General features: G+C 70.7%; 12 protein-coding genes. 3 read left to right on the top strand and 9 right to left on the bottom strand.

The window, feature by feature from the left end:
• Positions 1–605 precede the first annotated feature (605 nt).
• The 3 genes from ACWDNY_RS23360 to thyX all read right to left on the bottom strand — a co-directional run bounded on the left by ACWDNY_RS23360 (position 606) and on the right by thyX (position 4,303).
• Positions 606–2,291, bottom strand: a complete 1,686-nt coding sequence (locus ACWDNY_RS23360; RefSeq protein WP_451647742.1) for a ribonuclease J — start codon at positions 2,289–2,291, stop codon at positions 606–608.
• 161 nt (positions 2,292–2,452) lie between these two features.
• Complete coding sequence (gene dapA, locus ACWDNY_RS23355) at positions 2,453–3,352, bottom strand: 4-hydroxy-tetrahydrodipicolinate synthase (protein WP_451647741.1); 900 nt, start codon at positions 3,350–3,352, stop codon at positions 2,453–2,455.
• 210 nt (positions 3,353–3,562) lie between these two features.
• Positions 3,563–4,303, bottom strand: a complete 741-nt coding sequence (gene thyX / locus ACWDNY_RS23350; protein ID WP_451647740.1) for an FAD-dependent thymidylate synthase — start codon at positions 4,301–4,303, stop codon at positions 3,563–3,565.
• 229 nt (positions 4,304–4,532) lie between these two features.
• Between thyX and ACWDNY_RS23345 the strand changes: the two genes are divergently transcribed.
• Positions 4,533–4,772 (top strand): hypothetical protein, encoded by a 240-nt coding sequence (locus tag ACWDNY_RS23345; protein ID WP_451647739.1) that lies wholly within the window; start codon positions 4,533–4,535, stop codon positions 4,770–4,772.
• Between the two features lie 136 nt (positions 4,773–4,908).
• Entirely contained in the window at positions 4,909–5,460 is a 552-nt protein-coding gene (locus tag ACWDNY_RS23340; RefSeq protein WP_451647738.1) for a hypothetical protein, read from the top strand.
• Between the two features lie 143 nt (positions 5,461–5,603).
• Here the strand turns inward: ACWDNY_RS23340 and ACWDNY_RS23335 are convergent, their stop codons facing one another.
• The 5 genes from ACWDNY_RS23335 to rpsO all read right to left on the bottom strand — a co-directional run bounded on the left by ACWDNY_RS23335 (position 5,604) and on the right by rpsO (position 11,216).
• A complete protein-coding gene (locus tag ACWDNY_RS23335) occupies positions 5,604–6,059 on the bottom strand; it encodes a hypothetical protein (RefSeq protein ID WP_451647737.1) in 456 nt (151 codons plus the stop codon).
• 13 nt (positions 6,060–6,072) lie between these two features.
• Positions 6,073–6,825: a 4-hydroxy-tetrahydrodipicolinate reductase gene (dapB, locus tag ACWDNY_RS23330; protein WP_451647736.1), complete on the bottom strand. Its 753-nt coding sequence runs from the start codon at positions 6,823–6,825 to the stop codon at positions 6,073–6,075.
• A 92-nt stretch (positions 6,826–6,917) separates the two neighbouring features.
• Entirely contained in the window at positions 6,918–8,297 is a 1,380-nt protein-coding gene (locus tag ACWDNY_RS23325) for a M16 family metallopeptidase (RefSeq protein WP_451647735.1), read from the bottom strand.
• Positions 8,294–10,537 carry a polyribonucleotide nucleotidyltransferase gene (locus ACWDNY_RS23320; protein ID WP_451647734.1) on the bottom strand — a complete coding sequence of 748 codons (2,244 nt, stop codon included), beginning with the start codon at positions 10,535–10,537 and terminating at the stop codon, positions 8,294–8,296. Before ACWDNY_RS23320 ends, ACWDNY_RS23325 begins: the two co-directional genes overlap by 4 nt.
• Before the next feature lie 391 nt (positions 10,538–10,928).
• On the bottom strand, positions 10,929–11,216 hold the full coding sequence (gene rpsO, locus ACWDNY_RS23315; protein WP_451647733.1) for a 30S ribosomal protein S15: 288 nt from the start codon (positions 11,214–11,216) through the stop codon (positions 10,929–10,931).
• Between the two features lie 315 nt (positions 11,217–11,531).
• Between rpsO and ACWDNY_RS23310 the strand changes: the two genes are divergently transcribed.
• A complete protein-coding gene (locus ACWDNY_RS23310) occupies positions 11,532–11,825 on the top strand; it encodes a DUF397 domain-containing protein (RefSeq protein WP_451647732.1) in 294 nt (97 codons plus the stop codon).
• Positions 11,826–11,943: 118 nt separating this feature from the next.
• Here ACWDNY_RS23310 and ACWDNY_RS23305 read toward each other — a convergent pair whose 3' ends face one another.
• Positions 11,944–13,443, bottom strand: a complete 1,500-nt coding sequence (locus ACWDNY_RS23305; protein WP_451647731.1) for an outer membrane protein assembly factor BamB family protein — start codon at positions 13,441–13,443, stop codon at positions 11,944–11,946.
• Positions 13,444–13,715 lie beyond the last annotated feature (272 nt).

The following is a 13,715-nucleotide window of genomic DNA, read 5'->3' as shown; positions in this document are numbered from 1 at the left end:
CGGGCGCTTCCCTTCGGTGTTTCCGACTCTATCAGATCTTCCCGATCCGATTTCCTCGGCGCTTTCCAGGTTCCCGCATCCGCGTTTCCCTTTCCAGCGACTCCGACTCTACCAGACCCTTTTCGGCCTGATCCCCAGTCAGCGGGGGCTGTCCTCAGGGCCGTTGAGCCCTTCCGACGCCTCAAACCTTAGCGCGTTGTCCCGGCGATTCCCAATCGGGCCGTGAGGGCGCCGATCAGGGATCAGAGGGACCCGTTCGAATCGAATTCGGGGATGCCGAATGCAACCCGGCCGGGTGATCGTGCTGTGGTGTGAGGGTGCCGCTCGTGCGGCAGACGGTCGCTGCGGGAGCACTACGACTCCGTGGCAACTCGAAGAACTCTACGGATCGGGCAGAGGGGTGTCAAGTAGCCCGCGCAAGATTTTTGGCCAGGGTCGGCCAGGCGCCCGCCGGCGTCCGGCCGCACGTGCTCCGACCTGCGCAAAAGCCGGGCCGGTACCTCGCCGAGGGCCGCCCGCGTCTCGTGGCCGGTACAGGAGTGGGGCGCCCCGGTGTGCCGGGGCGCCCCACTCCTGCTGACGTGTGCGAGCAGTCGTGCCTCTGCTCAGACCTCCACCACGACGGGCAGGATCATCGGCCGGCGCCGGTAGGTGTCGGAGACCCACTTGCCGAGCGTGCGGCGGATCAGCTGCTGCATCTGGTGCGTCTCCGCGACGCCCTCCTGAGCCGAGCGCTCCAGGGCTTCCGCGATCTTCGGCAGGACGCCGCTGAAGGCGGAGTCCTCGATACCGGAGCCGCGGGCCTGGATGTGCGGACCAGCGGTGATCTTGCCCGTGGTGGAGTCCACCACCACGAAGACCGAAATGATGCCCTCGTCGCCCAGGATCTTGCGGTCCTTGAGCGCCGGCTCGCCGACGTCGCCGACCGAGAGGCCGTCGACGTAGACGTATCCGGCCTTCACCTTGCCGGAGATCTTGGCCTTGCCCTCGACGAGGTCGACGGTGACGCCGTCCTCCGCGATGACGATGCGGTCGTGCGGGACACCGGTCAGGGCGCCCAGCTCGGCGTTGGCGCGCAGGTGACGCCACTCGCCGTGGACCGGCATGAGGTTCTTCGGACGGCAGATGTTGTAGAAGTACAGCAGCTCGCCGGCCGAGGCGTGGCCCGAGACGTGCACCTTGGCATTGCCCTTGTGGATGACGTTGGCGCCCCAGCGGGTCAGGCCGTTGATGACCCGGTACACCGCGTTCTCGTTGCCGGGGATCAGCGACGACGCGAGGATCACCGTGTCGCCCTGGACGATGCGGATCTGGTGCTCGCGGTTGGCCATGCGCGACAGCGCGGCCATCGGCTCGCCCTGCGAACCCGTGCACACCAGGACGACCTCGTTGTCGGGCAGGTCGTCCAGCGTCTTGACGTCCACGACCAGGCCCGGCGGAACCTTCAGGTACCCGAGGTCCCGGGCGATGCCCATGTTGCGCACCATGGAGCGCCCCACGAAGGCGACCCGGCGACCGTACTCGTGCGCCGCGTCCAGGATCTGCTGGATGCGGTGGACGTGGCTGGCGAAACTGGCCACGATGATCCGCTTGCTGGCGCCGGCGAAGACCTGGCGCAGCACACCGGAGATGTCGCGCTCGTGCGGCGTGAAGCCGGGGACCTCGGCGTTCGTCGAGTCGCTGAGGAGCAGGTCGATGCCCTCCTCGCTCAGCCGCGCGAAGGCGTGGAGGTCCGTCAGCCGGTTGTCCAGCGGAAGCTGGTCCATCTTGAAGTCGCCGGTGTGGACGACCATGCCCGCCGGGGTGCGGATGGCGACCGCGAGGGCGTCCGGGATGGAGTGGTTGACCGCGACGAACTCGCAGTCGAAGGGGCCGATGCGTTCGCGCTGGCCTTCCGCCACCTCGAGCGTGTAGGGGCGGATGCGGTGCTCCTGGAGCTTCGCCTCGATCAGGGCGAGGGTCAGCTTGGAGCCGATCAGGGGGATGTCCGGCTTCTCCTTGAGGAGGAAGGGAACGCCGCCGATGTGGTCCTCGTGGCCGTGGGTGAGGACGATGCCCTCGATGTCGTCGAGACGGTCCCGGATGGACGTGAAGTCCGGCAGGATCAGGTCGATTCCGGGCTGCTCCTCCTCGGGGAAGAGCACTCCGCAGTCGACGATCAGCAGGCGGCCGCCGTACTCGAAGACCGTCATGTTCCGGCCGATCTCGCCGAGACCGCCGAGCGGGGTGACGCGCAGGCCTCCGTCGGCGAGCGGCGGGGGCGAGCCCAGTTCAGGGTGCGGATGACTCAAAAGACTCTCCTCACCACACGCGCCACGTACCGGTGGGCCCGTGGCGCGCGTGACGTTCGTGCAGAAGCAGTTGTCGTGTCGCGGGCACCGGTGGCCCGCTTATTCAGTTGTGAAGCCTTGTACGGCGCCGTGCGCGCGGGACGTCCCGCGAAGTCTCGTTGTCAGAGCTGTACCCCGCCGGCGGCAAGATCGATCTTGAGCTGCTCGGTCTCTTCGGGCGTGAGCCCCACCATCGGCAGCCGCAGCGGCCCGCCGGGGAGTCCCTGCAGCGCGAGCGCGGCCTTGGTGGTCATGACGCCCTGGGTGCGGAACATGCCGGTGTAGACCGGCAGCAGCTTCTGGTGGATCTCGAGGGCCTTCTGGACGTCGCCGGAGGTGAAGGCCTCGAGGAGGGCCCGCAGCTCCGGGGTGGCCACGTGGCCGACGACGGAGACGAAGCCGACCGCGCCCACGGAGAGCAGCGGCAGGTTGAGCATGTCGTCGCCGGAGTACCAGGCGAGGCCGGAGCGGGCGATGGCCCAGCCGGCGCGGCCGAGGTCGCCCTTGGCGTCCTTGTTGGCGACGATCCGGGGGTGCTCGGCGAGCCGGACGAGCGTCTCGGTGTTGATGGGGACGCCGCTGCGGCCGGGGATGTCGTACAGCATGACCGGCAGCCCGGTGGCGTCGGCGATGGCCGTGAAGTGCCGGTACAGGCCCTCCTGAGGGGGCTTGTTGTAGTACGGCGTGACGGTCAGCAGCCCGTGCGCGCCGGCCTTCTCGGCGGCGCGGGCGAGGCCGACGCTGTGGTGGGTGTCGTTGGTGCCGACGCCGGCCACGACGTGGGCGCGGTCTCCGACCGCCTCCAGGACCGCGCGGACGAGGTCCGCTTTCTCCGCATCGCTGGTGGTGGGTGACTCGCCGGTGGTGCCGTTGACGACCAGGCCGTCGTTGCCGGCGTCCACCAGGTGGGCGGCGAGCCGCTGCGCGCCGTCGAGGTCGAGTGCGCCGTCCGCCGTGAAGGGCGTGACCATGGCGGTGAGGACCCGCCCGAAGGGGGTCTGCGGAGTCGAGGTCGGAGCCATGGGTAACACGCTACTCGCTGCTCATGGGGTGGTCTGCCCTTGGGGCCTGTGCCGGTCCGGACGAAGGGGGAGCCCGGCACTGCCTGCTCGGGGGTTCAGGCAGTGCCGGGCCCGTTCGATCAGGCTAGATGAACTTCTCGAAATGCCGCAATACGGACACCTCGCGAGGCTGACCCGTACATCTGTCCCTGGCGGAAGTACGCGTACGGGCTACGGGGCGACGCGGCCGTTGGCGTTGAAGGCGGCATGGGTGAGCGGCATCAGACGGGACCACTCGGCCTCCATCTTCTCGCCGACCATCTCGATCTCCCGCTGCGGGAAGGACGGCACCTTCGCCAGCTCGTGCTGCGTGCGCAGACCGAGGAAGTGCATCAGCGAGCGGGCGTTGCACGTGGCGTACATCGAGGAGTACAGGCCCACCGGGAGGACGGAGCGGGCGACCTCGCGGGCCACGCCCGCGGCGAGCATCTCCTGATAGGCCTCGTACGCCTGGCGGTAGGAGTCCTGCATGGCCCGGCCGACGAGCTCCTGCTGGGCCGCGGTGCCCTCGACGAACCGGTACTTGCCCGGACGGCCCTCCTGGACGAGCTTGCGGGAGGCGTCGGGGACGTAGAAGACCGGCTGGAGCTCGCGGTAGCGGCCGCTCTCCTCGTTGTACGACCAGCCCACGCGGTGCCGCATGAACTCGCGGAAGACGAGGATCGGAGCGCTGATGAAGAACGTCATCGAGTTGTGCTCGAAGGGGCTGCCGTGCCGGTCCCGCATGAGGTAGTTGATCAGGCCCTTGGACCGCTGCGGGTCCTTGTCCAGCTCGTCCAGGGACTGCTCGCCGATCGTCGAGACACGCGCGGCGAAGAGCACGTCGGCGTCCGCGGCGGTGTGCTTGACCAGCTCGACGGTGACGTCGCTGCGGAAGCTCGGCTTCAGGTCGTCGGCGGGGGTGTCGGTCACGGCGGGCAGGGTCCCTTCCTTCACTTCTTCGAACGGCGCCCACTCTACGGCCCCGCACCGACATCGGGTCGTTCGATGCCGCGGTGCGACATCGACGGTGAAGTCCAGCGAATGCATGGAAGCGGGCACCTTTCCGGACACTCACTCGTCTGTCCTGGTGGAAGCCGCTTGTCCCGTCACGGATCACCGGTCACCGATCACCGCACCCACAGGAAGGAGCCGTGGCCCGATGTTCCACCGGCGCGAGACCGTACCGTTCGCCTTCGTCGCCGAAGCCGACAGGTTTCGCAGCAATGTCGCTCCCCCGCCCCGTCAGCGGGCGTCCGCGGGCACGATAGCCGGGCGGTGTCTGCTGGGCCTGACCATCGTCGCGGCGTTCGCGGGCTCCCTCATCTTCGGGATCCCCGCGCTGTCCGTCGACCACTCGACCGCGCCGGCACCGCAGTCCCAGGCCGCGCACGGGCGCTGAGCGGTCCGTCCCGGCACTCCCCCGGCCCCGGACTGTCCCGGGCCCGCACCCCCTTGGACCCTCAAGGGTGGTGAGCGGGGACACAGGCGGATAGCCTCACCGGTCACAGCCCCCGTGTACGGAGTGAGGACCAGCCGTGCCCCTGCCCTTCCTGACGGCCGACCGCGCCTTCGACACCGCGGACGACGTCGCCCTGCCGTACGACGACCGTGAGCGCTGGCGGCGCCCCTACCGGCCCGGGCCGTGGCGGGTGGGCGCGGCGGCGCTCCTGCTGCTGCTCGCCTCGTTCGTGCTCTTCGCGACGGTCGTCACGGCGCTGACCGGCGCTCCGGCCTCCGTCGTGGTGGCGCTGTGCGTGGCGCTCGCCGTCCTCGCCGGCGCGCTGCGGCTGCTGTACATGGGCGTGTGGGTCAGTTCCCTCGGGCTGCGCCACGTCCGCTTCCTCGTCCGCCGCACGACGCCCTGGGCGCGCGTCGCCGCCGTCCGGACGGTGCAGGGGCCGGTGCGCTGGCTCGGGCTGCCGCGCACGGTGCAGGGGCAGGCGCTGGTGCTCGTCCACAAGGGCCGCGCGGAGGCGGACACGACCCTGCTCACCACGCACAACGCCGACTTCCTGGCCCGTGTGGAGGCGTTCGACCGGGCGGCGGACGCCGTGGAGGCGTGGGCCGAGGAGTACGGCCGGGGCTGATCCCATACGGACGCCGGTGGGCCGGGCCGCCGGTGCGGTCCGGCCCACCGGCGTATCCCGTGCTGCGGCCCACCGGCGCTCCGGGCGCTGCGGGCCGCCGGCGTATCAGCCGCTGAGACTCACCGGCGTATCCGGTACGGCCGTCAGGCGCGCTCCAGTGGCTTGCCGTCGTGCAGGGCGATGGCGCGCTGCATCGCCCTGCGGGCCCGCGGGGTGTCACGGGCGTCGTGGTAGGCGACCGCGAGGCGGAACCAGGTGCGCCAGTCGCCGGGAGCCGCTTCCGTCTCGGCCCTGCGCAGGGCGAAGGCCTCGTCGGCCGCGTCCCGGTCGATGCGCCCGCTGGGGGCGCGCTTCATGTCGTCGACGGGCAGGCCGCCCTCGGCGTCGAGCTCGGCCGCGAGCTGGTTGGCCCTGCGGACGAACTGGGTGTTCTTCCAGAGGAACCACACCCCGATCAGCGGCAGGATCAGCACCGCGATCCCGAAGGCGACCGTCACGGGCGTGCCGGACTGGATGAGCATCACGCCGCGGCTGCCGACCAGGACGAAGTAGAAGACCAGGACGGCGGCCGTGACGAGGTAGGTGATCTTCGCGCGCATGAGGGTGCCGGACTCAGTTCAGGTCGAGGAAGTGCTCCAGGCCGAAGGTCAGGCCCGGAGTGGTCACCACGCGGCGCACGCCGAGCAGGATGCCCGGCATGAAGCTGCTGTGGTGCAGGGAGTCGTGGCGGACGGTGAGGGTCTCGCCCTCGCCGCCGAGCAGGACCTCCTGGTGGGCGAGCAGGCCGCGCAGGCGCACCGCGTGCACGGGCACGCCGTCGACGTTCGCGCCGCGGGCGCCGTCCAGGGCGGTGACCGTGGCGTCGGGAGCGGGGGCCGAGCCGGCGTCGGCGCGGGCCCTGGCGATGAGCTGGGCGGTGCGCGTGGCGGTCCCGCTGGGGGCGTCCGCCTTGTTGGGGTGGTGCAGTTCGACGACCTCGACCGACTCGAAGTACGGGGCGGCGATCTGCGCGAACTTCATGGTCAGCACGGCGCCGATGGAGAAGTTCGGGGCGATGAGCACGCCTGTGCCGGGGAACTGCTCGAGCCAGCTCCGCAGCTGGGCGAGGCGCTCGTCGGTCCAGCCGGTGGTGCCGACGACGGCGTGGATGCCGTGCCGGACACAGAAGTCGAGGTTGCCCATGACCGAGGCCGGGGTGGTCAGCTCGACCGCCACCTGGGCGCCGGTCTCCACCAGCGTCTCGAGTTTGTCGTCCCGGCCGAGGGCGGCCACCAGCTCCATGTCCTCGGCGGCCTCGACCGCCCGGACCGCCTCGGACCCGATCCGGCCCTTCGCACCGAGGACCGCCACGCGCAGCTTGCTCATCTCTCCTGCTTCCTTACCGAAGACGCTTTCCGGGCCTCACCGAGGACGGCTTCCGGGACTTTCGCGCCGCGTGGTCCCCGCCGGCGCCGGGCTCACGCCACGGCGTCGTGCAGACGGGCGGCCTGCTTGTCCTTGAGCGGGCCGATGACCGACAGCGACGGCCGCTGTCCCAGGATCTCGCGGGCCACCGTCCGGACCTCGTCCGGGGTGACCGCGGCTATCCGGGCCAGCATGTCGTCGACGGACATCTGCTCGCCCCAGCACAGCTCACTCTTGCCGATACGGTTCATCAGCGCACCCGTGTCCTCCAGGCCGAGGACCGTGGAGCCCCGGAGCTGGCCGACGGCACGCGCGATCTCGTCGTCGGACAGACCGTGCTCGGCGACGTGGTCGAGTTCGTCCCGGCAGATCTTCAGCACGTCGTGCACCTGGCTCGGGCGGCAGCCCGCGTACACCCCGAACAGGCCGCAGTCGGCGAAGCCGGAGGTGTACGAGTAGACGCTGTAGGCCAGGCCGCGCTTCTCGCGGACCTCCTGGAACAGGCGGGAGGACATGCCGCCGCCGAGGGCGGTGTTCAGCACGCCGAGGGCCCAGCGCCGGTCGTCGGTGCGGGACAGGCCCGGCATCCCGAGGACGACGTGGGCCTGCTCGGTTTTGCGGCCGAGCAGTTCGACCTTGCCCGCGGTGCGGATGCTGCGGCTGCCGTGGCGCGGGGCGAGGGGGGTGGCGTCCGAGGTCCTCAAGGCACCCGCCTTCTCGAAGGCGGTCCGGACCTGGCGCACGACCTTGTTGTGGTCGACGTTGCCGGCGCAGGCGACCACGAGGTGCGTCGGGTCGTAGTGCTTCCGGTAGAAGCGGCGGATGCGGTCGGCGGTCAGGGCGTTCACCGTGTCGACCGTGCCGAGGACCGGCCGGCCGAGCGCGCTGTCGCCGAACATGGTGTGCGCGAACAGGTCGTGCACGCAGTCGCCCGGGTCGTCCTCGGTCATCGCGATCTCCTCGAGGATCGCGCCGCGCTCGACGTCGACGTCCTCCTCCTGGATCAGCGAGCCGGTGAGCATGTCGCAGACGACGTCGATGGCGAGCGGCAGGTCGGTGTCGAGTACGCGTGCGTAGTAGCACGTGTACTCCTTCGCCGTGAACGCGTTCATCTCGCCGCCGACCGCGTCGACGGCGGAGGAGATGTCCAGGGCGGACCTGCGGCTGGTGCCCTTGAAGAGCAGGTGCTCCAGGTAGTGCGTGGCGCCGTTCAGCGACGGCGTCTCGTCACGGGAGCCGACGTGCGCCCAGATGCCGAAGGTCGCCGAGCGCACGGAGGGCAGGGTCTCGGTGACGATGCGCAGACCGCCGGGGAGGGTGGTCTTGCGGACCGTGCCGATGCCGCTCGTGCCCTTGATGAGTGTTTGGGTACGGGCGACGGCCCGCGCCTCCGGGGAGATGCGGGCCGTCGCCTTGGAGCCACGGGACGTCACTTGTCGGCGTCGTCCTTCTTCGTCTCGTCGCCCGCGGCGGAGCCGCCGTCGGACTCGCCCTCGCCCTCGATCACGGGGATGAGGGACAGCTTGCCGCGGGAGTCGATCTCGGCGATCTCGACCTGGACCTTGTGGCCCACGCCGAGGACGTCCTCGACGTTCTCCACGCGCTTGCCGCCGGCGAGCTTGCGGATCTGCGAGATGTGCAGCAGACCGTCCTTGCCGGGGAGCAGGGAGACGAACGCGCCGAAGGTGGTCGTCTTCACGACCGTACCGAGGTAGCGCTCGCCGACCTCGGGCATCGTCGGGTTGGCGATGCCGTTGATCGTGGCGCGGGCGGCCTCGGCGGACGGGCCGTCGGCGGCACCGATGTAGATCGTGCCGTCGTCCTCGATGGTGATCTCGGCGCCCGTGTCCTCCTGGATCTGGTTGATCATCTTGCCCTTGGGGCCGATGACCTCGCCGATCTTGTCGACCGGGATCTTGACGGTGATGATCCGCGGGGCGTGCGGCGACATCTCGTCGGGCCGGTCGATGGCCTCCATCATCACGTCGAGGATGTGCAGGCGGGCGTCGCGGGCCTGCTTCAGGGCCGCGGCCAGGACGGAGGCCGGGATGCCGTCCAGCTTGGTGTCGAGCTGGAGGGCGGTCACGAACTCCTTGGTGCCGGCGACCTTGAAGTCCATGTCGCCGAAGGCGTCCTCGGCGCCGAGGATGTCGGTCAGCGTGACGTAGTGCGTCTCGCCCTCGATCTCCTGGGAGATCAGGCCCATGGCGATACCGGCGACCGGGGCCTTCAGCGGCACACCGGCGTTCAGCAGCGACATGGTGGAGGCGCAGACGGAACCCATCGACGTCGAGCCGTTGGAGCCGAGGGCCTCGGAGACCTGGCGGATCGCGTAGGGGAAGTCCTCGCGCGCCGGCAGGACCGGGAGCAGGGCGCGCTCGGCGAGAGCGCCGTGGCCGATCTCGCGGCGCTTGGGGGAGCCGACGCGGCCGGTCTCGCCGGTGGAGTACGGCGGGAAGTTGTAGTTGTGCATGTAGCGCTTGCGGGTCACCGGCGAGAGGGTGTCCAGCTGCTGCTCCATGCGGAGCATGTTCAGGGTGGTGACGCCCAGGATCTGGGTCTCACCACGCTCGAACAGGGCGGAGCCGTGCACCCGCGGGATGGCCTCGACCTCGGCGGCCAGGGTGCGGATGTCGGTGACACCGCGGCCGTCGATGCGCTTCTTCTCCTTGATGACGCGCTCACGGACCAGGGACTTGGTCAGCGCGCGGTACGCGGCGGAGATCTCCTTCTCGCGGCCCTCGAACTCCGGCAGGAGCTTCTCGGCGGCGAGCTGCTTGACGCGGTCGATCTCGGCCTCGCGCTCCTGCTTGCCGGGGATGGTGAGCGCCCGGGCGAGCTCGGGACGGACGGCGGCGCTGAGCGCCTCCAGGACGTCGTCCTGGTAGTCCAGGAAGATCGGGAACTCGGCGGTCGGCTTGGCGGCCTTGGCGGCGAGGTCCGACTGGGCCTTGCACAGCACCTTGATGAAGGGCTTCGCGGCGTCCAGACCGGCGGCGACGACCTCCTCGGTGGGGGCCTCGGCGCCGCCCTTGACCAGCTGGATCGTCTTATCGGTGGCCTCGGCCTCGACCATCATGATGGCGACGTCGCCGTCCTCCAGGACGCGGCCGGCGACCACCATGTCGAAGACGGCCTCCTCGAGCTCGGTGTGCGTCGGGAAGGCCACCCACTGGCCGTTGATCAGCGCGACGCGGACGCCGCCGATCGGGCCGGAGAAGGGCAGGCCCGCCAGCTGCGTGGACGCGGACGCGGCGTTGATCGCGACGACGTCGTACAGGTGGTCGGGGTTGAGGGCCATGATCGTGGCGACGACCTGGATCTCGTTGCGCAGGCCCTTCTTGAAGGACGGGCGCAGCGGGCGGTCGATGAGGCGGCACGTGAGGATCGCGTCCTCGGAGGGGCGGCCCTCACGGCGGAAGAAGGAACCGGGGATCTTCCCCGCCGCGTACATGCGCTCCTCGACGTCCACCGTGAGCGGGAAGAAGTCGAGCTGGTCCTTGGGGTTCTTCGACGCGGTGGTGGCCGACAGCACCATGGTGTCGTCGTCCAGGTACGCCACGGCGGAGCCGGCGGCCTGCTTGGCCAGGCGGCCCGTCTCGAAGCGGATGGTGCGGGTGCCGAAGGAGCCGTTGTCGATGACGGCCTCGGCGTAGTGGGTCTCGTTCTCCACTAGCGTTTTCTCCGTTACTTGTCGTCTTTCGCCCCTCCTCGCCCGTGTGGCGGGGGGACGGTGGCGGAGAAGCGCGCCGTCTGGTGCGGGCCGGTCTTCGATCGAAGCACCCGGGGCTCAGTCCCCCCGGGGGCCACTACCGAGGACCGGCGGCGGCGAGGTGCGCTCCTCCTCGTTCGTCGTGCGTGATCCCGCCGTCCCCTTACGGGTGGCCGTCTCACGCTGTGTCATGCGTGGTGCGTCTGATACCACACTACAAAGGGGCGGTGACACTCCGCACGTCTCCGCACGTACGGCGGACCCTTCCGCGAGGTCCGCGTGCGGGTCCTCGCGTACGTACAGCAAAGGGAGCGGCCCCCTTCGTCGTGGGAACCGCTCCCTTCACGGCGTCTTACTTGGCGCCCGCCGCACCGCGGCGGATGCCGAGGCGGTCGACCAGCGCACGGAAGCGCTGGATGTCCTTCTTGGCGAGGTACTGCAGCAGGCGGCGGCGCTGACCGACCAGGATCAGCAGACCACGGCGGGAGTGGTGGTCGTGCTTGTGGATCTTGAGGTGCTCGGTCAGGTCGGAGATCCGACGGGACAGCATGGCGACCTGGACCTCGGGGGAGCCGGTGTCGCCCTCCTTGGTACCGAAGTCGGCGATGATCTGCTTCTTCGTAGCGGCGTCGAGCGACACGCGTACTCCTCATGGTGTGTGAGTGGCCACCGAGTGCCCCCGGTCTTCTCCTCGGGGGGACTTCCATGACTCGGAAGGCGGGATCCGCTGGGCGCGGCCTCCAGATCCGGGACGGCCACCCCGTCGGTGCGACGGGAGGATGTCTCGGCATGGGTTCCGGAGGTGCGTACACGAACGGCCGTCACTGAGGGTACCAGGCCGTGGCGGGGCCTCCTGCCGCGGTCCGGGAACCGCTCCGTCCCGGGGGCGGAGGCCACTAGGGTGAGCGCTCGGACCGTACATCGGACCGTAGACGTCGGAAGGGGTCGCTGCGGCATGGCGGAGACGGAAGCGGAGATCAAGGCGCGCAAGGAGCGGGAGCGGGACGAGCTCTACGCCCTCGACATCTCGGACGTGGAGTGGACGTGCGCGCCGGGCACGGAGGAGCACGAGGAGCGGGTCGAGATCGCCCGCCTTCCCGGCGGCGCCGTGGCCATGCGCTCGTCCCTCGACCCGGACACCGTCCTGCGGTACACGGAGGCGGAGTGGCGGGCGTTCGTGCTGGGGGCGCGGGACGGCGAGTTCGACCTGGAGCCGGCGCCGCACAACGGGGGGCTCGCGGTCGAGTGAACGGGGCGCCCGGCTCGGCCCGGCGGCGCGCGGATGCGGAGAGGGGCGGCACACGTCATGTGTGCCGCCCCTCTCGGCCGTCGCCCCTCCGCCGGCTTGCGCCCCCGCGGCCGTCCGGTCAGTCGCCCCGCCCTGCGCTGCCGACGCCGAGGACCACCCGCACCGGGTCGTCGGGGGACTCGCTGTCGGCTTCCAGCTGCGACTTCGCGAAGAAGACCCGGCCGCCCTCGACGAGGATGTCCGACCGTCCGGCGTCGCCCAGCTGCCCGGCGTCGTCCGACGGAAGCCCGAAGAGCAGGAACGGCGTCTGTCTGCCGGTGCGCGGATCCCAGCTGACCACCGCGGACGGCTCGACCTCGAGGTAGCTGCGCCGGAACACCAGCAGGTCGTCACCGTTCATCCGGACCGGCGTCAGCGGCTCACCGGGACGCCCGTCGAACTTGCGGCCGCTCTTCCCGGTCGCCAGGTCGAACGCCACGATCCAGTTCGCCGCCTGCGCCGGTTCGACGTTGTCCTCGCTCACCACGTACACCTGCCGCGGACCCACGACCACGCCCTCGCAGCGGTCCACCGAGCCGAAGAACCTCATGCTCCGCACCCCGCACCCGGGGTCGTAGCCGCTCATCGAGACGGTGGCGAGGCGCTTGCCGTGCCCGTCGAGTGTGATCAGGTCGGTGACGAGACTGTCGCCCGCCGCGACGGCGAGCACGGGTGGGTCGGCCGAGGGCAGGAAGACGTCCTGCACGCCGTCGGCGAGTTCGTACGTCCACTCGGTCCTGCCGGTGCGCGGATCGAGCTTCTCGACCCGGTAGGTGGTGTCGGGCGCCCGGCCGCACTTCTCGAGGGCCAGCAGACCGCGGCCGCCGGCGAAGCCGCTGTCCTCGCAGGCGGAGGCGGTGGTGCCGTTCCAGAGCTGCCTGCCGGTCCGCATGTCGTAGGCCACCGAGCCCTCGCCCCAGGCGACGGCGACCACACCCCGGGTGAGCGTCACGTTCGTGTTGGTGACGAAGGCGGACCGCGCCGACGGCATCGTCGCCTGCCAGAGCTTCTTGCCGGTGTCGACGTCGAAGAACACCACCTCGTCGCACACGCCGGACGCCTTCGTCCCGCCGGGCCTCGCGGGCTGCACGACGACGGCGGTGCGGCCGTCGGCGGTGATGTGCCTGCTGGTGGCGCACAGGTGGCCGTCCAGCTTCAGCGTCCAGGCCTTCTCGTCGCCGCTCCCCCCGGTCGTGAGGCCCACGATGTCGTGACCGATGCCCTTGGCCACGACCTTGTCCGTGGCCCAGGTGCCCGGCGCGTACCGCGGCTGGCCCTTGACCGTGCCGGCGAGGCCGTCCTCGCTGTAGTCGACCAGCAGCCGTCCCTCGGGCGAGCCGGGAATGGGGTCGGCCGTCTCACGGACCTCGTCCGGCCGCTGCGCGGCGGCCGCCTTGCCGTCACCGGCCGGCGCGTCGTGGTCCCCCGCGGACCACAGGAGCCGGCCGCCGACGCACACCGCGACGGCCAGGACGACGGCCAGGGCGCCGCCCAGCACTGTGGTGCGGCGGCGCCGCGCGGCCCGGTCGGCCGCGACGGCGGACTGGGTGAAGGGGGAAGGGGGTGGGCCGAAGCTCACGTGCCGGGCACCTCTCGTTGCCGGGCCGGGCGGCCGGCTGTCCCGGGCGGATGCCTCAGCCGGCCGCCCCCGCCGTCCTGACCGGCCGTCTCGTCCAGTTGTCTCGTTCCGTCCGGTCGGCCGGTCACCGGTCGTCGGTTGTCCGGTCCGGCCGTCCCGGATGCCGATTCGGCGGTCCGGGCCATCCCGTCCGGTCGTTTCAGCCGGTCGTTCCGGTCGGCCGTCGCGGCCGTTCCAGCCGCTCGTCCCCGGCCGGCCGTCCTGGGCGGCTG

This window comes from Streptomyces sp. NPDC003697 (assembly GCF_053587115.1).
Note: the sequence above shows the minus strand (reverse complement) of the source record. Positions and strands in the feature narration are given on the sequence as shown.

What these genes read in the sequence shown, in the direction of transcription:
- dapA (WP_451647741.1), bottom strand. Translation starts at nt 3,352, where the DNA reads ATGGCTCCGACCTCGACTCCGCAGACCCCCTTCGGGCGGGTCCTCACC.
- ACWDNY_RS23345 (WP_451647739.1), top strand. Translation starts at nt 4,533, where the DNA reads ATGTTCCACCGGCGCGAGACCGTACCGTTCGCCTTCGTCGCCGAAGCC.
- ACWDNY_RS23335 (WP_451647737.1), bottom strand. Translation starts at nt 6,059, where the DNA reads ATGCGCGCGAAGATCACCTACCTCGTCACGGCCGCCGTCCTGGTCTTC.
- dapB (WP_451647736.1), bottom strand. Translation starts at nt 6,825, where the DNA reads ATGAGCAAGCTGCGCGTGGCGGTCCTCGGTGCGAAGGGCCGGATCGGG.
- ACWDNY_RS23310 (WP_451647732.1), top strand. Translation starts at nt 11,532, where the DNA reads ATGGCGGAGACGGAAGCGGAGATCAAGGCGCGCAAGGAGCGGGAGCGG.